Annotated in this window: 17 protein-coding genes; 3 read left to right on the top strand and 14 right to left on the bottom strand. The window is 44.4% G+C overall.

The genetic code is table 11. The annotated features are described in order from the left end of the window. Nucleotides 1-364 precede the first annotated feature (364 nt). Both JC525_RS11200 and JC525_RS11195 read right to left on the bottom strand, forming a co-directional pair. Complete coding sequence (locus tag JC525_RS11200) at nucleotides 365-547, bottom strand: hypothetical protein (protein WP_198815927.1); 183 nt, start codon at nucleotides 545-547, stop codon at nucleotides 365-367. Nucleotides 548-593: 46 nt separating this feature from the next. Continuing rightward, complete coding sequence (locus JC525_RS11195) at nucleotides 594-1,250, bottom strand: arylesterase (RefSeq protein WP_198815926.1); 657 nt, start codon at nucleotides 1,248-1,250, stop codon at nucleotides 594-596. Between the two features lie 16 nt (nucleotides 1,251-1,266). Here JC525_RS11195 and JC525_RS11190 point away from each other — a divergent pair, with 16 nt between their 5' ends. Both JC525_RS11190 and JC525_RS11185 read left to right on the top strand, forming a co-directional pair. Beyond that, nucleotides 1,267-1,965 carry an ABC transporter ATP-binding protein gene (locus JC525_RS11190; RefSeq protein WP_198815925.1) on the top strand — a complete coding sequence of 233 codons (699 nt, stop codon included), beginning with the start codon at nucleotides 1,267-1,269 and terminating at the stop codon, nucleotides 1,963-1,965. Further along, on the top strand, nucleotides 1,966-4,488 hold the full coding sequence (locus JC525_RS11185) for an ABC transporter permease (RefSeq protein WP_198815924.1): 2,523 nt from the start codon (nucleotides 1,966-1,968) through the stop codon (nucleotides 4,486-4,488). 373 nt (nucleotides 4,489-4,861) lie between these two features. On the opposite strand, the gene JC525_RS11180 is transcribed toward JC525_RS11185, so the two are convergent. Then, nucleotides 4,862-5,752 (bottom strand): TIGR01777 family oxidoreductase, encoded by an 891-nt coding sequence (locus tag JC525_RS11180; RefSeq protein WP_198815923.1) that lies wholly within the window; start codon nucleotides 5,750-5,752, stop codon nucleotides 4,862-4,864. Between the two features lie 23 nt (nucleotides 5,753-5,775). Further along, nucleotides 5,776-6,144: a dihydroneopterin triphosphate 2'-epimerase gene (gene folX / locus JC525_RS11175; protein ID WP_159627972.1), complete on the bottom strand. Its 369-nt coding sequence runs from the start codon at nucleotides 6,142-6,144 to the stop codon at nucleotides 5,776-5,778. Between the two features lie 73 nt (nucleotides 6,145-6,217). Between folX and JC525_RS11170 the strand changes: the two genes are divergently transcribed. Next, nucleotides 6,218-7,258, top strand: a complete 1,041-nt coding sequence (locus JC525_RS11170; protein ID WP_198815922.1) for an AI-2E family transporter — start codon at nucleotides 6,218-6,220, stop codon at nucleotides 7,256-7,258. Nucleotides 7,259-7,504: 246 nt separating this feature from the next. Here JC525_RS11170 and JC525_RS11165 read toward each other — a convergent pair whose 3' ends face one another. The 10 genes from JC525_RS11165 to JC525_RS11120 all read right to left on the bottom strand — a co-directional run bounded on the left by JC525_RS11165 (nucleotide 7,505) and on the right by JC525_RS11120 (nucleotide 17,466). After that, entirely contained in the window at nucleotides 7,505-8,836 is a 1,332-nt protein-coding gene (locus tag JC525_RS11165) for an ATP-binding protein (protein WP_198815921.1), read from the bottom strand. Next, nucleotides 8,833-9,507 (bottom strand): response regulator transcription factor, encoded by a 675-nt coding sequence (locus JC525_RS11160; RefSeq protein ID WP_198815920.1) that lies wholly within the window; start codon nucleotides 9,505-9,507, stop codon nucleotides 8,833-8,835. Before JC525_RS11160 ends, JC525_RS11165 begins: the two co-directional genes overlap by 4 nt. A 1-nt stretch (nucleotide 9,508) precedes the next feature. Further along, entirely contained in the window at nucleotides 9,509-9,778 is a 270-nt protein-coding gene (locus tag JC525_RS11155) for a PepSY domain-containing protein (RefSeq protein ID WP_198815919.1), read from the bottom strand. Nucleotides 9,779-10,406: 628 nt separating this feature from the next. Then, on the bottom strand, nucleotides 10,407-10,706 hold the full coding sequence (locus tag JC525_RS11150; protein WP_198815918.1) for a YciI family protein: 300 nt from the start codon (nucleotides 10,704-10,706) through the stop codon (nucleotides 10,407-10,409). Between the two features lie 4 nt (nucleotides 10,707-10,710). Further along, nucleotides 10,711-11,520, bottom strand: coding sequence for a tryptophan synthase subunit alpha (trpA, locus tag JC525_RS11145; protein WP_198815917.1), 810 nt, complete (start codon nucleotides 11,518-11,520; stop codon nucleotides 10,711-10,713). Further along, entirely contained in the window at nucleotides 11,520-12,701 is a 1,182-nt protein-coding gene (gene trpB, locus JC525_RS11140) for a tryptophan synthase subunit beta (RefSeq protein ID WP_105931972.1), read from the bottom strand. Before trpB ends, trpA begins: the two co-directional genes overlap by 1 nt. A gap of 21 nt (nucleotides 12,702-12,722) precedes the next feature. Further along, nucleotides 12,723-14,132: a bifunctional indole-3-glycerol-phosphate synthase TrpC/phosphoribosylanthranilate isomerase TrpF gene (trpCF, locus tag JC525_RS11135; protein ID WP_198815916.1), complete on the bottom strand. Its 1,410-nt coding sequence runs from the start codon at nucleotides 14,130-14,132 to the stop codon at nucleotides 12,723-12,725. Further along, entirely contained in the window at nucleotides 14,125-15,156 is a 1,032-nt protein-coding gene (gene trpD, locus JC525_RS11130) for an anthranilate phosphoribosyltransferase (protein ID WP_198815915.1), read from the bottom strand. Before trpD ends, trpCF begins: the two co-directional genes overlap by 8 nt. Continuing rightward, nucleotides 15,149-15,781, bottom strand: coding sequence for an aminodeoxychorismate/anthranilate synthase component II (locus JC525_RS11125; protein WP_198815914.1), 633 nt, complete (start codon nucleotides 15,779-15,781; stop codon nucleotides 15,149-15,151). The genes trpD and JC525_RS11125 overlap by 8 nt, the downstream gene beginning before the upstream one ends. Further along, nucleotides 15,778-17,466, bottom strand: a complete 1,689-nt coding sequence (locus JC525_RS11120; protein WP_198815913.1) for an anthranilate synthase component 1 — start codon at nucleotides 17,464-17,466, stop codon at nucleotides 15,778-15,780. Before JC525_RS11120 ends, JC525_RS11125 begins: the two co-directional genes overlap by 4 nt. Nucleotides 17,467-17,485: the final 19 nt, after the last annotated feature.

Raw genomic sequence — 17,485 nt, 5'->3', positions numbered from 1 at the left:
AGAAAAATAAAAGCCGCTAGATTTAAATTAAAACATCGGACAGACACTTGTTGTAAACCTAGATGTATGGCCTCTTCAATTTGGGTGTGTGTCCAACCAAATTCTTGAGTAGGCTATATAAATTGAACGGTATTACCTACGGAACTTCTTGAGAAAGGAGAAAGAAAAATAAAAGCCGCTAGATTTAAATTAAAACATCGGACAGACACTTGTTGTAAGCCTAGATGTGTGGCCTCTTCAAGTCGGGTGTGTGTCCGACCAGACCAAATTCTATCGATGAGAATTAGTGTCTGTCCCTCGGATTCGCTTTGGGATTTACGCATTCATCTCGAGTGCGATTTTTTGATTGAACAGAATTTAGAGGTCAAACGACAACGTTAATTCTAGATCCCACGCGACTGTCGGATGTAGTTGCCACTTGCTGAGTGTTTTCCGTCTGTGTTGCCGGAGTTTCTTGCTCGTTTCTAGGTGCGACCTGCTGGGGAGTTCGTTGGGGAGACTCTAGGATTGCTGAAACAGGTGTTGAATTAACAGAAGATACGTCCATAACCGAACCTTGCGATAAAATGTTCTATTGTCTAACTGTAGCACAATTATTGACCATCAAGTATTAAACTTCTTAAGTGTCTGTCCATAAATGTTGCTATCAATGGCTGAGCACTTGCATTTGGATGAATACCATCGTTTTGCATTAGGTCTTTATCCAATGCTATCTCTTCAAGGAAAAATGGTATTTTCTCAACGTTGTTTTCACTAGCAACCTTATCGTAATTCTCTGTAAACATTTTCGTATATCGGCCACCATAGTTTGAAGGGATCTGCATTTCCTGAAGATAAACAGTGGCGCCATTTTCCCTCGCGACGTTGACTAGCGTGTTTAAGTTGCTCTTTATTTTGGAAATATTATGCCCTTGAAGACCATCGTTTCCTCCTAATTCGATTAGAACATGGGTAGGGTTATGCTGATTTAACAAGCGAGGAAGACGCGCTAATCCGCCATCAGTCGTTTCACCACTTACCGCAGCGTTTACTATATCAATCTTAATCTCATCGTCATGCCACATGTTTTGTAACAAACTGACCCATCCTTCATGTTGCTGTAAACCATAAGCTGCGGATAAGCTGTCACCTAAGATGAGTAATACCGCATTTTCGCCTGAATCGATCTGCTCCGCTTGATCTGATAACGCTTTAGAAGGTATTAAAAGAATAAGTAAAAAAACGAACAAATAACGATACTTAACAAACACGAATTGATGACCCCTTATGATAAAAGCTAATTCAGTAACCAAAGTAGTAACTACGAGTGAAGGTTCGTTGCAGATCCTTCGTCCTATTTCTTTTGAAGTCAAGTCCGGTGAGTCAGTTGCCGTTATCGGTGCGTCAGGCTCTGGAAAATCAACCTTATTGGGCTTGTTAGCTGGACTTGATCAAGTTTCAGAGGGAGAAATCTTCCTGGATAATGAAGCGCTTCATAATATGGATGAAGAAGAGCGGGCTGTACTCAGGGGAAATAAGGTAGGGTTTATTTTTCAAAGCTTTATGCTGGTTCAAAGTCTTACGGCATTAGAAAATGTTATGTTGCCAGCGGAAATTGCTGGTCTTAAAAACCCCAAAGCTCTTGCCATTGAGATTTTAGAGCAGGTTGGGCTTAAACATCGTGCGCATCACTTTCCAAATCAGTTATCAGGTGGAGAGCAACAAAGGGTTGCAATTGCTCGTGCTTTTATCACCTCGCCGAAAATCCTTTTCGCTGATGAACCTACAGGAAATTTAGATGCTAAAAACAGTGAGAAAATAGAGGCGCTGCTCTTCCAAATGAATAGAGAAAAGGGGACCACACTGGTATTGGTCACTCATGATAATGAACTTGCTGACCACTGCGATAGACAACTAACCATGAACGCAGGCGAACTTGTAGAAACAACGCAAAATAAAATTGCGAAAAAGAAAGAGGCGGTGTAAATGTCGACGTCTTTCAGCTTGGCCTGGCGGCTTTTTAAACATGAAGCTCGACGGGGTGAACTTACTATCATCTTGTTGGCCATTGTATTATCGGTAGCTGCTGTTCTATCTCTATCACTCTTTAGTGAACGACTACAGGGTGCGCTTAAATCTCGCTCAGCGGCATTTATCGCGGCCGACGCACAACTTCGGTCAGATGAGCCGCTTGATGAGGAATGGTTGCTCAAGGCGCAACAAGAAGGTTTATCGACAGCGAAACAGGTATCAACTCGCTCGATGGTGTTCAACGGCGATGCAATGTCGCTAGTAGACTTGCGAGCAGTTAATAACACGTACCCATTGAAGGGAACGGTTAATATTACTGATGAGCCTTTTGGCGAGAAACGCGACACTTCAGAGCTGCCGCAGAGCGGAGAGGCTTGGGTTCAATCCCGGCTATTTCAAAGTCTTGGCTTATCTATCGGTGACCGCATCGAAATTGGAGACGGAAACTTTACCGTTACCAAGGTGCTGGTAGACATTCCTGATGCAGGCTTCAGCGTATTCAATACTGATCCTATCGCACTTATAAACATTGCAGATTTAGAAAAAACAGCGGTGACAGGGCCCGGAAGCCGAGCGCGCTATATAGGCTTTTTTGCTGGTGACGCAAGTGATATTAGTAGTTTTAACAGCTGGCTTTTGCCAAGGTTAAACGATGATTTGCATTCATGGCGCACGGTTGAGGACGACGAGTCGGCGATAGGTCGTTCCGTAGCAAGTGCTGAGCGTTACTTCCTTTTAGCCAGTCTACTGGCAATCGTCTTAGCTGCGGTGTCAATAGCCGTTGCTGCACAGCGTTATGCGCAACGTCACTTTGACCCCGTAGCAATAATGAAAACACTTGGCGCAACGAGTGCAACTATTCGCAAAATTTATCTGTATCAAATTTTGTTGATTACGGCTCTTGGGATTTTGATTGGTTTGGTGATTGGATTTATAGGTCAGCAAGTCGTGGTTTCACTTGTAGCAGACAAAGTTGATGTTTCTCTTGACGTTTGGCACTGGCGGCCGCTGGTAATAGCAGTAGCAACGGGTGCTACTTGCGCACTTTTGTTTTCCTTGTATCCATTGCTACAGCTATTTTCGGTGCCTCCGCTGAGGGTATTGCGCAAAGATATTTCTACCAATTTACGCTCTAGAGGTATTCAGTTTGCTGCATCAGGTGGCGCTATATTCACGCTAATGTGGATATATAGTCAGGACCTTAAAATCAGCGCAATCTTGTTTGTATCTGGCTCTGCATTGGTGCTTGGTTTGCTCGGTGCTACGTTTGTATTAATAGCGGTAGGACGGAAACTTGGCAGCGGAAAAATGGGGCCATGGCAATTAGCTTGGGCTCGAATCAAGCGCCGTGCTATGGATAACAGTGTTCAGCTTATCAGTTTCTCGGTCACAATCATGTTGCTACTCGTCGTGTTAGTGATGCGAAATGACATGGTTTCACAATGGCGCTCACAATTGCCAGAGGGGACACCCAATTACTTTTTGATCAACATCACACCTGATATCCAACCAAAACTGGACAGACACTTTTCTGATAATGGAGTGAAGATAGAAGAATTTTATCCAGTTATAAGAGGGCGTTTCGTTTCTGTTAACGGAGAAGGAGTCAATACCGACGTATCTAAAGAAGATGAGCCTAGTAGAGAAGGGCGCAGAGGACTAGGTAGAGAAGCAAACCTTACTTGGAGCAACACGCTGCAAAAAGAAAACGAAGTTTTAGAAGGTGAATGGCATGGCGATAGTGATGAAACTTTTACCGACGGCTTATTTCCCGTGTCTGTTGAAGAGGGCGTTGCGGAACGTTTGAATATCCAAATGGGCGACAAGTTGACGTTTAACGTGGGGAGCGAGATTGTTGAGACGAAGGTTACGAGCTTGCGTAAGGTTAATTGGCAAACCATGCAGCCAAACTTCTTTTTTGTAATACATCCGGATGCAATGGCGGCGTTTAGTCCAACTTATATCACTAGTTTCTATTTACCCACTGAAAGAAAAGCTGAATTGACTAATCTTCTGAAGCCTTTTGCGTCAATTACCATGTTTGATGTTGATGCGCGGATAAACCAATTGAGGGAGATTGTTGACCAAGTATCTGTGGCCGTTGAGTTTATTCTGGTACTCGTTTTACTAGCGGGAAGCTTGGTTCTAATTGCTCAGGTTCAGGCAAGTATGGATGAGCGAAGTCAGGAAATTGCGATATTACGGACTCTTGGCGCGAAGGGCAGACTAATTCGCAAAAGCGTCATCTTCGAATTCGTGATCATAGGTGTGGTTGCTGGCTTTATGGCAGCCATGGCGAATGAGTTGAGTCTATACCTACTTCAAACCTCAGTATTCCAGATGCAAGCTAGTCTTCACCCTGAATATTGGGTTATTGCGCCGGCGGTAGGTGCTGTAGTAGTTGGTGTTTTAGGTGCAGTGGGGTGCTGGAGATTACTGACATTAAATACCAGTCAAATGCTTCGTAATATGGTTTAAGAAAATAAATATTGTGGACAGACACTTAAAATCGATAGGTGTCTGTCCTTTGTTATCTTTCTGTCCTTTGTTATCTTCTGTCCTTTGTTATCTTCTGTCAGCTGCTCCAAAAGTTCTGTCGTTTTAAAATGACTAGGGTTAAGTGTCTGTCCGTAGTGTTCTCTGTCCGTAGTCTTCATAGTCTTATCGTGATGTCCGCAAGCGGTTTGGTTTTTGTGATAAATATCGGGAAATTTCTTTGAGAAGGACAGCTAGCGTTAGCGGTGGAGCTAGACTAGGAGGAAGTCGGAGAAGCAAATCGGACAGACACTTTGTTGTGATTAGGTGTCTGTCCATAATTAGAGAACTATTACCGGACTAGCGCTGTAGAGCACTAATAAATGTCGCTTAACGCCTCTGTTAGAGAAGGGAATTTAAACTTGTATCCTGCAGCAACAAGTTTTTCGGGGATGACGCGTTGTCCTTCCAAAATCATTGTTGAAGATTCGCCCATGGCTATTTTCATTACAAAGCTAGGCACGTTGAATAGGCAAGGCCGCCTAAGTGCTTTTGCAAGTGACTTTGAAAACTCTTTATTGGTTGCGGGTTCTGGTGCTGTTAGGTTGAATGCGCCGCTACATGCACTGTTATTGAGTAAAAATGAAATCCCTTGAACCATGTCTTGCAGGTGGATCCATGCTAGATACTGTTTGCCAGAGCCTAATGTTCCGCCTGTACCTAGCTTAAAAGGTAGAGCCATTTTGTCGAGCGCCCCTCCTTTATCGGTTAAAACAACCCCTGTTCTAAGTGTCACTACACGTGTTTTTTCTTGAACAATGCTATTAGCTATTGCCTCCCATTTTGCGCACAACTCATGAGTGAATTCGTTGTGAGGAGGCGTATCCTCAGAAACAACCCTATCTCCTTGGCTTCCGTAAAAGCCGATTGCTGAGCCCGATATAAAGACATCTGGAGGGGAAGTGCTGTCATTTATCTTCGAGACCAATTCAGCCGTTGTGTTCCAACGGCTATCGCAAATCTTTTTCTTTTGCGTGCCTGTCCACCTTTTATCCGCAATAGGCTCACCCGCTAAATTTATTACAGCATCAAATTTATCGAGGTTTTTTATCGCGGCAATACTCTCCACATATTCAACGTCCTCTCCCAAACGTTCCCTTGCTTTAGCAAGGTTTCGAGAAACGACAGTAAATGAATGTTTATCCAAAAATTGTCGAATAAACTCACTGCCAATTAACCCGGTGCCACCGGTCATTAATATGTTCAATGCACGCTCCTTAAAGGATTACTCTACGCAGACTTGTTACACGAAAGCGTTAGGGATACTGAGTCAGAAAACCTTAATGCATGGGGCTTATCAACTTCCACCTCTGCGTAACGCACTGATGAATGCTCAGCCGCGATACTTAACACATCCGCTGTTAACTTTTCTAAAAGTGAAAATCGATTGTCTTCAACTAGTTTAATAATTGCCTTTGTAATGGTCTTATAGTTTAACGCATCGGACATGTCGTCGGTATTGGTAGCCTTTTCGGCGTCGTAGTCAATTTTTACATTAACAACAACGTCTTGTTTGTTTTTTATCTCATCTTCATTGATACCAATGTATGTGCGTAGTCTGAGGTTTTTAATTTTTATAGTGGCAAGATTAAAATTCATTGGAGTCTCTTGTTTGTAGTTGTCTATAAGTCGTTGTAAAGTGTAGTCGTTTCAGTCAGGAATGTAGCACAATATGTCAATGGAACTACGCTCGCCAACAGCAAAAATTCTTATCGTTTTAGCATGCTTAGTGGTTGTAATGGCTGGCGTGAAAGCCGCTAGTACAATAATGGTACCTTTCTTTTTATCTGTTTTTATCGCCATAGCTTGTAGTCCAATAATTCGCTGGACCTCTAAATTTGGTGTACCGAAATGGCTTTCGATTACCTTTGTTATACTGCTCATTGTAGTATTTGGTTTTCTTTTGGCAGGCCTTGTAGGTCAGTCAATGACTGAATTTCGAGAGAACCTTCCCGAATACAGAAGCAAGCTCGATTCCGAGTTCGCCTGGGTGGTCGCCAAACTTGCTGAATTCAATATTCACATCAATAGAGAGCTCATTGCTTCTCACTTGGATCCTGCAACGGCCATGTCTGTCGCGACAAACTTCATAAGTGGTATGGGGGGCGTACTTTCAAACCTATTTTTGATACTACTAACTGTCATATTTATGCTTTTTGAAGCAGATAGCATACCTCGTCGTTTACATATTGCACTTGCTGATCCTGGTATGAAGCTAAAGCATATCGACAAGTTCATAAAGTCAGTAAATAGTTATCTGGCAATAAAAACAGTTGTAAGCCTTGGGACAGGCTTAATTATAGGTACTTGGTTGTACGTGATGGGGGTAGACCATTTCATGCTATGGGCTGTGTTGGCCTTCATGCTGAACTTTATACCTAACATAGGTTCAATCATCGCCGCGGTTCCAGCAGTGCTCATTGCATTTGTCCAATTAGGGCCTGCATCAGCGGGTTTTGCCGCGTTAGGCTTCTTACTCGTCAACACTATTATGGGAAATATGGTGGAGCCAAAATTAATGGGCAAAGGAATGGGGCTATCGACCCTTGTTGTATTTCTCTCGCTCATTTTTTGGGGGTGGCTATTAGGAACGGTGGGTATGCTTTTATCAGTTCCGTTGACGATGGTTGTGAAGATCGCCCTTGAGTCACGAGAGGAGAGTAAGTGGCTCGCTGTACTATTGTCGAGTGAAGGCCAAAAAGCCTCATCATAAACGTGGTATTTTTGTTGGTTAATAGAGGACAGACACTTCTTTTCTTTTGCGCTGATGTGGAAGTGATTTAAGCAACAATTTAGGGAGCGTTGATAAGCTTGCCTAAAATGGACAGCCACAGCATTTTTTTGATTGGTTAGATTGGACAGACACATCTTATGAGACTAAGTGTCTGTCCCTAATTTTTTTCGATTGAATAACGCCTCAAACTAAAGAAATTTATGCACTAGACATCTTAGCTCGATGTTAACCGTGGTTTGGGAATTCAACAATGATGCTTGCGCCACCGAGAGTACTATCCTCTATGTGCATTCTTCCTTCGTAAATAGAAACTAAATCGGCAGCTAGCGCCATACCGATGCCATGTCCTTCAGCGTACGTGTCTAAGCGTGCTCCTCGCTCTAAAAGGAATGCTTTTTTATCGTCGGGGATCCCAGGCCCGTCATCATCTACTTTTAAAATAAGCCACTCAGCATTTATCACGCCGTAGACTATGACATTTCGTTTCGCTGCTTTACATGCGTTATCTAGAAGGTTGCCACAAAGCTCCATGAGATCGGTTTCGTCTCCCTTAAATGCAATGTTTTCGTTAACGCCAAATTCAATGTTAAGTGCTTTTTCTTGATAGACTTTATCCATCGCATCGGCAAGTTTGTGAAGAACCGGTGTTATCGCAACGGCTTTTTGCCAGCCTGACTTTCCTGCACTGGCTCTTTTGAGCTGTCGCTTAATTATTTGGTCAATCTGTTTTAACGCTTCATCGACCTCAGTCGGAAGCTCAGGGTTGCCAGAGGCCACAGCCAGCGGGGTTTTTAAACTATGAGCTAAGTCACCCAAGCTATTCTTATACCTCGCTCTTTGTGCCGCCTCACTTTGAAGTAGACCATTGATAGATTGTTTCAATGAGTCAAACTCCACAGGATAGCGTGAATTAAGCTGTGGTTTAACACCATTAGATGTTTGAGATATTTCAGCAATTAGTTTTCTTACGGGCAGCAGTACTACGCTTATACCAACAATAATAAAAACGAGAAGCACGAAGCAGAGTGTGATTATCCACTGCCACGTGGTATTTATAAAAGTACGACGCTCGCTTTCGAAAAGGGCCTTGTCATTAAAGATATAAAATCGTACTGGCTCAAAGTCTCTGCTAGAAGCAAATTCTGCGGTAAAAGCGTAGACAAAGTACGAAGCATTTTCTTTAAATGCTGGCGTGAATGACTCCAAAAACAGCTCGTTTCCTACCGCGACCTCTATTTCTGGTGATGAAAAGGTGTATTCGAGGGCTGAAGCCGACTGCCAAATTACTTCATCACGAAATACGATAACTCCGAGATACCCTGAACCTGGGAGATTTAATTGTTCCTCGTAAAGGATTTCAGGCATGTAAGGTTGGTCACCATCCAACTCAAATGCAGAAAGCAAACCTAGATTCATTAATCTAAGTTCGCTCATTTTGGCTTGTGTCAGGCTTTCAGTGTAAGCTTCGTCAAGAATGATAACGGTGAATGGCGCAAAAAATGCTAAAATAACAACCGCAAAAAAGATGCTTCGCAGGCGAAGTGACAATTGTCTCATAAACTTTTATTTATCCGATAGCCTCTACCTCTTAGGGTTTCAATCGGCTTCAAATCGCCCGAAGGATCGAGCTTTTTGCGCAACCTACCGATAAATACTTCAATCACGTTACTGTCTAAATCAAAGTCTTGATCGTAGATGTGTTCAGTAAGCTCAGTTTTTGAAATAACTTTGTTGGGGTTTAGCATCAAGTATTCCATCACTTTATACTCGTAAGCCGTTAAATCTAGTGCTTGCCCATTTAGCGATAGCTCTTCACTTACCGTATCTAAAGCAATAGGACCAAATTGTATAGTTGGGTTAGCTTGTCCTGAGGCCCGCCTGATTAACGCCTTAGCTCTGGCCAGTAATTCTTCATTATGAAATGGTTTGGTGAGGTAGTCGTCGGCACCTGCATCCAAACCTTCAACTTTCTCCTGCCACCGATCTCTTGCAGTTAATATTAGAATAGGGCACGGAATGTCGGCTTGACGCGCTTTTTTGATAACCTCAAACCCGTCAAGCTTTGGCATTCCTATATCAACGATAGCAAGGTCATAGCTATATTCTTTTATAAGAAATAGCGCGTGTTCACCATTATCTGCCAAGTCAACGCTATAACCGTTTTGCTGCAATAAAGCGTCAAGTTGGGTCAGTAGTCGGCTATCATCTTCAGCTACGAGGATACGCATATTAATCCTTACCTTTACTTTGTTTGACCTTACCTGAGCGTTTGTCGACTTCGACTGAGACAACGCGACCAGACTTCTTCAAAACTTTAACCCGGTAGTTCTGCGAGGTTTGTTCAACTTTTAAAACACGGCCATCTACAGCTAAACGTGCACGCTCCGCGGCCTCACTTTTAGAGATATCGCCGCCTGAACTTTGTAACGCCATAGCGGGTGCAACGCTTGACAGTGCTAACGCTGCACAAAACACCAAAACTCGAAGCGATAATGTCATACACCCTCACAATAATTGTCCTACTCAGGCCAAACTACAGATAAGTATAACTTGGTAAACTGAATCTATTCTGAATTAGATTAAGTCTACCTTGCCAGGTAAACACTGTACATAACGCACCAGTTACTTACGTTCCAAGAAGAGACGCAAGAAAAAACGGACAGACACTTAAAAAGGATAGAGGTTAAAAATTTCCTTTTCGAAAACTTTGGACAGACACTTAAGCTGTAGGAAAATTTAGGACACACACTTAATTGACAATAAAAGTAGTAGCACTTCCAAAACAATCTTTCAAACGAATGCAATAAAAGTGTCTGTCCACGATTTCCCACGGTTTCCACAACAACCTATCAAATCAACGTGGTGAGTGTCTGTCCATAATCAGTACACAATCAGGCTTCAAAGACAAATTTACATTCAGGCTGCAAAACAAGTGTCTGTCCAGTACGAGTTCAGAACGAGTTTTACATTCAGGCTGCAAAACAAGTGCCTGTCCAAAACGAGTTTCAAATCGACTTCAAAACTAACTTGAATCAGCTTTAAAAAGAAAAAGCCCCAGAAATTCGGAATTATCCGATTTTTTGGGGCTTTTACTATTTATAAAAAATCAAAAACTCTAGGCCAACAGCTAAGGCAAAACTTTTTTGTACGGTTTCACTATAACGCTTTCATAAACACCGGCCTCGATATACGGGTCGGCGTCAGCCCAAATTTGCGCATCTTCTAACGAATCAAACTCTGCTACTACAAGTGAGCCGGTAAATCCAGCTGGACCTGGGTCAGGGCTATCAACTGCTGGAAAAGGTCCTGCCATAATCAAACGTCCCTCATCTTTTAAAACATTCAAACGTTCTAAATGAGCAGGTCTTGCGGCAAGGCGTTTCTCTAAACTGTCCGCCACATCGGTGGCACAAATCATGTAGAGCATGCGCTTACCCCTTTGCCGTGGCGGCTTTCATGCTCTCAACAAAGCTGCCAAGCTCACTTAGCATTTTGTGACTGTCCGATAAGTTAGCCGCGATAATATTAACTGTCGCTGAGCCAGAAATTGCTCCGGCAGCGCCAGCATCAATGGCAGATTTAACCTGTTCAGGTGTAGAAATACCAAACCCTAACAGTGCCGGGGCAGCTTTGTGCTTGTTCAAGCGTTCGATAAGTTCAGATGCTGGTACATTCGCTGCGGTCTCTGCACCTGTTACGCCAGCACGACCAAGCAAATAGGTGTAACCTTTTGAGTATTCGCCAATCTTTTCCATGGTTTCGTCAGTTGCATTTGGTGGAGCAATCAAAATTTGTGAGATGTTTGTCGCCTCAGCAGCCTTTTGAAACGGCGCAGCTTCGCGGATTGGTACGTCTGCCACTAATATCGAGTCGACGCCTGCTGCTTGTGCTTTGCTGTAAAAGTTTTCAACACCCTGTGCCATCACTAAATTGCTGTATAGAAGCAGCCCAATCGGTACCTCTGGATATTTTGCGCGCACTCGCGAAATTACTTCAAGGCAATCTGCTACGGTAACTTTGTTTTTAAGAGCGCGGATAGCAGAGGCTTGAATAGTCGGACCATCAGCTATCGGATCTGAATATGGAATACCTAGCTCCAGCGCATCTGCGCCACTTTCTACAAGTTGGCAAATGATGGCTTCAGACTGTTCTAAGCCTGGGTCGCCAACCATCACAAAGGGTACGAATGCGCCTTGGTTCTTTTCCTCAAGGCTAGCAAACATTTGTGCGTATCTATCCATTATAAATCGTCCCCTAAAATGTTGATAACGTGCGCTAAGTCTTTATCACCACGGCCCGACAAGTTGACTACAATAATCGTTTCTTCGTCGGCTTCGTCAGCCATGTTGAGCGCATGTGCAAGTGCGTGTGATGATTCTAGTGCTGGGATAATCCCTTCTTTTCGCGCCAGAAGCTGGAACGCATTCAACGCTTCTTCATCGGTTGCAGCCACATATTCGGCACGGCCAATGTCGTGTAGATAGGCATGCTGAGGACCAACAGCTGGATAGTCGAGTCCAGCCGATACTGAGTAGCTCTCTTCAATCTGGCCTTCTTTGTCCTGCATAATGAAGGTATATGCGCCATGAAGAATACCCTTTGTACCCGTAACTATGGTGGCACCATGTTCTTTGGTGTGAACCCCTTTTCCTGCAGGCTCAACGCCCACCAATCGAACTGACGGTTCATCGATGAAGTCTGCAAACATACCGATTGCATTCGACCCGCCACCTACGCACGCAACTACGGCGTCAGGCAAGCGGCCTTCTTTCTCCATTATTTGTGCGCGCGTTTCTTCACCAATCATACGATGATATTCACGAACAATGGTCGGGAAAGGGTGAGGGCCCGCGGCGGTACCTAAAAGGTAATGTGCAGTATCGTAGTTTGCAGACCAGTCACGCATCGCTTCGTTTACCGCATCTTTAAGCGTGCCAGAACCGGCATTCACGGGAATAACTTCAGCACCCATTAATTTCATTCGAAATACATTCGGCGCTTGACGCTCTACGTCTTTTGCACCCATATAAATACGCGCTTTAAGGCCAAGTAAGGCACACGCTAGTGCAGTTGCAACACCATGTTGGCCAGCGCCTGTTTCAGCAATAACTTCTTTTTTACCCATGCGCTTGGTAAGTAGCGCTTGACCCAATACCTGGTTGGTTTTGTGGGCGCCACCGTGAAGTAGATCTTCACGCTTAAGATAAAGTTTCACTTTTGGGTTGCTAACAAGGTTACGGGTTAACGTCATCGACGTAGGGCGACCGGCATAATCTTTTAGCAGTGATAAAAACTCTTCGTTAAAACTTGGGTCGTCTTTGGCATCCAAGAACGCTTTTTCCAACTGATCCAACGCTGGAATAAGTAATTCGGGCACATACATGCCACCAAATTCACCAAATTTTGTGTCTAACTGGTTCATTACGTTGTCCTGTTTTTTAAATTAGTAACGGCGGCAAATAGTAAAAAGTGCGTCGAGCTTACTTTCACTCTTTGTACCTGGGGCGATCTCAACGCCGGAATTAACATCAATAGCACCACAGCCTGTTGCGATTGCATTCGCCACATTGTCGGCGTTTATACCGCCAGCAAGCACTAACTTATGCTTGGCTTCAATATCATTAATAAGTTGCCAGTTGAAAGATTCACCTGTACCGCCTTTGGCGTCGCCTACTTGGCAGTCAAGTAGCACACGGCTTAGTAAGCTATTCTTTAAGTGTCTGTCCACTGTTTCGGGAAGGGCGCTTGAAGACGTTGCTTGTACGCCCTCTGCTTTCCAAATTTCACAACCTTCAGGAAGTTTATCTGCTAATGCTGTGATGTATGCTTCATCCTCGCTACCATGAAGCTGAACGGCAAAAAGGCCTAGTGAGGCAGCAAGAGACGCCACTTCATCAACATCATGGTTTACAAATACTCCCACAAACGCACCCTCTACATCTTGCGTGATAGATATCGCTTGTTCCTTTGATACATAACGGGGAGATTTCTCTGCAAATATGAGCCCGCCAAAACTAGCGCCACTATCGAACGCCATCTGCGCTTGTTCTTTGCTGGTTAATCCGCAGACTTTCACTGCTCCATTAACCAATGTTTTCACAGCGCGTTGAAGGTCGGTCTCTGCCATTAGTGCGCTGCCAACTAAAAAGCCCTGTGATACAGGTGCCAAGCGCAATACGTCTTGATGGGTGTAGATACCTGACTCTGAAATAACCACATAGTCGTGTGTGGCTTTCTCTAACATTGGCACAAGGCGCTCAGTAGTGGCTAGGTCAGTAGAGAGATCACGAAGATTGCGGTTATTGATACCAATAATATTAGCTTCAAGCGCAATGGCACGTTCCATCTCTTCTTCATTGCTCACTTCGGTAAGAATGTCTAATGATAGCGAATTTGCTACGCTAGCCAGCTCGCGATACTCATCGTCGTTCAAAACGCTAAGCATGAGCAGTACAGCGTCAGCGTTATAATGGCGGGCTAGATACACTTGATAGCTGTCGACAAAGAAATCTTTGTTAAGAACCGGCTGAGCAACGCGCTCTGTCACGTAAGCTAGGTATTCAAACTTCCCTTGAAAATACTTCTCGTCGGTAAGCACTGATATGCCAGCTGCATAAGGAGTATAGGCCGATAAAATCTCGTCTAAATTGAAATTCTCTCGAATAAGCCCCTTTGAAGGAGATGCCTTTTTACATTCAAAGATAAAGCCTGCATTTGGCTCGTTTAGCGCAGCAAATAAGCTTTTTTCGGAAGCAGTCAAATTAGCTTTAAAACTATCTAGCGGCAGCGCCTCTTTACGCGCGGCGACTTCTTCTCGCTTGTCTGCAACAATTTTCTCAAGCACATTAGCCATTCGTGCTTACCTCCTGAGTAATTTTGGCAACCTTTGATAACAACTGAATGGGTAACCCTTCTGCCATGGCGTTCATTGCCATTTCGGCACCTTCTTTGAACGTGGTAGCTTTGCCCGTGACTTTCAACAGTGCACCACAGTTCATTGCAATAGCCGCACGGTGCGCCTCTTTGCCTTCACCGTTAAGGGCTGCTTCAACAAACTGTTTATTTTCTTCTGGCTCGCCACCTTCAATTGCCGATAGCGGATAGTGGGGCAAACCAAAATCTTGTGCAGTTACCGACAGCTTACGAATATCGCCATGTTCTAGATCGTAAATGATTGATTCGCCATGAAGAGCCAATTCATCCAGTCCGTCTCCGTGAACAATCATGGCGCGATGTTGGCCAAGCAGCATCAGTGTTTTTGCATAGGGCTCTAGCAGCTCTGGAGAGTATACGCCGAAAACGCCGTGAGTTGGACCCGCAGGGTTTGCCAACGGGCCTAATATATTAAATAGCGTTCTGGTCTTCATCGCAGCGCGCACGGGGGCTGCGTGGCGCATGCCTGCGTGATAAACCGGTGCAAAAAGAAATGTGAAATTTGCTTCATCTAAACATTTACGAGAGGTCTCAGGACTTATTTCTAGATTTAAACCAAATTGACGAAACAAATCTGCTGAACCAGACTTGCTTGAGACACTTCTATTCCCGTGTTTAGCCACCTTTACGCCGCACGATGCTGCAACTACACCCGCAGCACTGGAAATGTTTATAGTGTTATGCCCATCACCTCCAGTACCAACAATATCTGCAAACTCGTATGACGGCGTAGGGAAAGGCAGGGCATTGGCCACCATTGCGCTCGCTGCGCCGGCTATTTCGCCTGGCGACTCTTTTTTCATTTTCAGCGCGGTAAGCACGGCTGCAATCATTACTTCACTTTGCTCACCGTGCATGATGCTGTTGAATAAGCTGTACGCTTCGGTTTGCGACAGCGATTCTCGCAGCATAATTTGTTCAAGTAGAGGGCCTGCGTTAAGCATGGTTCGCTCCCTGTAGCGTTAAATAATCAATACTTTGTTTTAATAACAAACTGCCGTGTGCCGTTAAAATCGATTCTGGATGAAACTGGAAGCCAAGCATGCGGTCTTCATCATTGTAAACTGCCATCACAGCCTCACTTCCATCATCGTTTATTGTTGATGCACAAACGGTAAGCTTCTCAGGCAATTCGTGGGCTACTAACGAGTGGTAGCGTGCAACGTGCAACGGTTGCTGAAGACCTTGAAACATGGCTTCTTCCGAATGCGTAATAGCCGACGATTTTCCGTGCATTACTTGGCTAGCGCGTCCAACTGTACCGCCGTAATACTCCACAATTGCCTGATGGCCAAGGCAAATACCAATGACCGGAAATACGCCGCTGACCATTTTAAGCAAAGCAGGCATACAGCCAGCATCACTGGGAGCGCCAGGCCCTGGGGAAAGCATCAATAAAACAGGGCCTTTCGTGGCTTGTTCCTGCATTTTATTAAAAAGCAGTTCAGCTGACACAGTATTTCGATACACTTTTATGTCTAGGTCTAATGTACGCAGTTCATCAACAAGGTTATAGGTAAACGAGTCTACATTATCGAGCAAAAATAAAGTGGTAACTTGGTGGTTCATGCGTTGCCTCCTTCATTTAACGCTGCACTGATGTGTTCTATTTCCTCTTGAAGTGCCGCCTTAACTGCACCTATTACGGCCTGTGCTTTGGCTCGCGTTTCATCAGCTTCAGCTTGGGGAATCGAGTCGTATACCACACCAGCACCAGCTTGAATGTACGCTGTGCCGTTTTTCACAAAAGCAGAGCGTATAACGATACAAGTGTCCATGTCGCCCTGGCTATTTAAGTAGCCTACTGCACCACCGTAACTACCACGTCGTTTTTTCTCTACTTCACGTATCAGGGTGGCTGCGCTGACCTTTGGTGCACCTACCAGTGTACCCATGTTCATGCAGGCTTGATACGCGTGCAATGGGTCTAAATCTTCGCGCAGTTGACCTACTACGCGAGACACTAAATGCATTACATGTGAGTAGCGATCTACTTTGAGCAAATCTTTAACGAAGCGAGTACCCGGACGGCTAACTTTAGCAACGTCATTTCTCGCCAGGTCAACCAGCATGATGTGCTCAGATTTTTCCTTTGTATCTTCGCGAAGGTTTAACTCTATGCGACTGTCCAAATCTCTATCAGTGCTGCCGTCTGGACGCTTGCCTCGAGGACGAGTTCCTGCAATAGGATAAATTTCTACTTGATTGCTCTCTCTTTCGTATTTAAGCGCCGATTCGGGTGAGGCTCCAAATATACTAAAAGCGTCATCTTGCATGAAAAACATGTAAGGGCTTGGATTAGATTCTTTAAGTTTGGCATAAGCGAGCAGTGGCGAAGGGCAGGGGAGAGAAAATGTGCGCGAGGGCACAACCTGAAAGATATCGCCAGCAAGAATGTGCTGCTTTAAATCAAGCACATGGTCACAAAACTGCTCGTCGCTAATGTCTACGCTTGCTTCAATAGAAGAAAGTGTCTGTCCGTTTTGGGTCGCTTCTTTTAATTTGAGTGTCTGTCCACTTTGCGATTCAGTCTGTTTACTTGTTAATAGTGGCTCAGCAGGCATCTCATGAAGCAGTTGATGAATAGCCTCTAATCGCTGCGCAATTGCAAAATATTGCTGAGCTACATCCTCACCGCTAAATACGCTGCCGATAAGGTGGGTTTCGCGGGTTTGATGATCAACGGTAATTAATGTCTCCGCCAAATAGAACACAAAATCAGGACAGTCATTTTCACCTTCAGCAACATCCGGCAGTTTTTCGAAGCCCGCAAGCATGTCGTAAGCGAACACACCGCCCAGAAAAATAGCGTGAGGGTGTTGGCGTATGGGGGTTACTTTATTGAGAACAATACGCAGCGCGTCCATAACGCTCGCGGCTTTCAATCGGCTATCTTCGTCTAATTCGTTGTTTGCGTCATCGCAAAGAAGAACGATAGAAGTGTCTGTCCTATCAATGATGTTCAGGCCTTCGGGAGCGTGCGTAGCAAACAAAGGTAAAACTGAAGCGCCGTTTCCTGTTAGTGCCTTAACCTCAACTCGGTTGCCTCTACATTCCATGCGAAGCGCGGCATCAACCATCAATAAACTTTGCAGGTCATCTTTTGAGTCGATTTCTGCTGATTCTAAAAGTAGTGCGTTACTTTTGTTCCCACAAAGGTGGGCAAACGCGGCGAGTGGATCATCAACATAGTGACCTACCTGCTCTATTGTCTCTACTTTACCTGGGGAAGTGCCCAGTTCCGCTAAACTCATTTTTGCTACTCTCCAATTG

The sequence above is a fragment of the Alteromonas sp. IB21 genome, assembly GCF_016405965.1.
GTDB lineage: Bacteria > Pseudomonadota > Gammaproteobacteria > Enterobacterales > Alteromonadaceae > Alteromonas.
The sequence above is the reverse complement of the archived record's forward strand: the minus strand, read 5'-3'. Positions and strand labels throughout refer to the sequence as shown.

Excerpts from the sequence above, each read along its gene's own strand:
- folX (WP_159627972.1), bottom strand. The coding sequence starts at position 6,144 with ATGAATTTTAATCTTGCCACTATAAAAATTAAAAACCTCAGACTACGC.
- trpCF (WP_198815916.1), bottom strand. The coding sequence starts at position 14,132 with ATGGCTAATGTGCTTGAGAAAATTGTTGCAGACAAGCGAGAAGAAGTC.
- trpD (WP_198815915.1), bottom strand. The coding sequence starts at position 15,156 with ATGCTTAACGCAGGCCCTCTACTTGAACAAATTATGCTGCGAGAATCG.
- trpB (WP_105931972.1), bottom strand. The coding sequence starts at position 12,701 with ATGAACCAGTTAGACACAAAATTTGGTGAATTTGGTGGCATGTATGTG.
- JC525_RS11170 (WP_198815922.1), top strand. The coding sequence starts at position 6,218 with ATGTCAATGGAACTACGCTCGCCAACAGCAAAAATTCTTATCGTTTTA.
- JC525_RS11125 (WP_198815914.1), bottom strand. The coding sequence starts at position 15,781 with ATGAACCACCAAGTTACCACTTTATTTTTGCTCGATAATGTAGACTCG.
- JC525_RS11160 (WP_198815920.1), bottom strand. The coding sequence starts at position 9,507 with ATGCGTATCCTCGTAGCTGAAGATGATAGCCGACTACTGACCCAACTT.
- JC525_RS11190 (WP_198815925.1), top strand. The coding sequence starts at position 1,267 with ATGATAAAAGCTAATTCAGTAACCAAAGTAGTAACTACGAGTGAAGGT.
- JC525_RS11155 (WP_198815919.1), bottom strand. The coding sequence starts at position 9,778 with ATGACATTATCGCTTCGAGTTTTGGTGTTTTGTGCAGCGTTAGCACTG.
- JC525_RS11200 (WP_198815927.1), bottom strand. The coding sequence starts at position 547 with ATGGACGTATCTTCTGTTAATTCAACACCTGTTTCAGCAATCCTAGAG.
- trpA (WP_198815917.1), bottom strand. The coding sequence starts at position 11,520 with ATGGATAGATACGCACAAATGTTTGCTAGCCTTGAGGAAAAGAACCAA.
- JC525_RS11185 (WP_198815924.1), top strand. The coding sequence starts at position 1,966 with ATGTCGACGTCTTTCAGCTTGGCCTGGCGGCTTTTTAAACATGAAGCT.
- JC525_RS11165 (WP_198815921.1), bottom strand. The coding sequence starts at position 8,836 with ATGAGACAATTGTCACTTCGCCTGCGAAGCATCTTTTTTGCGGTTGTT.
- JC525_RS11120 (WP_198815913.1), bottom strand. The coding sequence starts at position 17,466 with ATGAGTTTAGCGGAACTGGGCACTTCCCCAGGTAAAGTAGAGACAATA.
- JC525_RS11150 (WP_198815918.1), bottom strand. The coding sequence starts at position 10,706 with ATGCTCTACATGATTTGTGCCACCGATGTGGCGGACAGTTTAGAGAAA.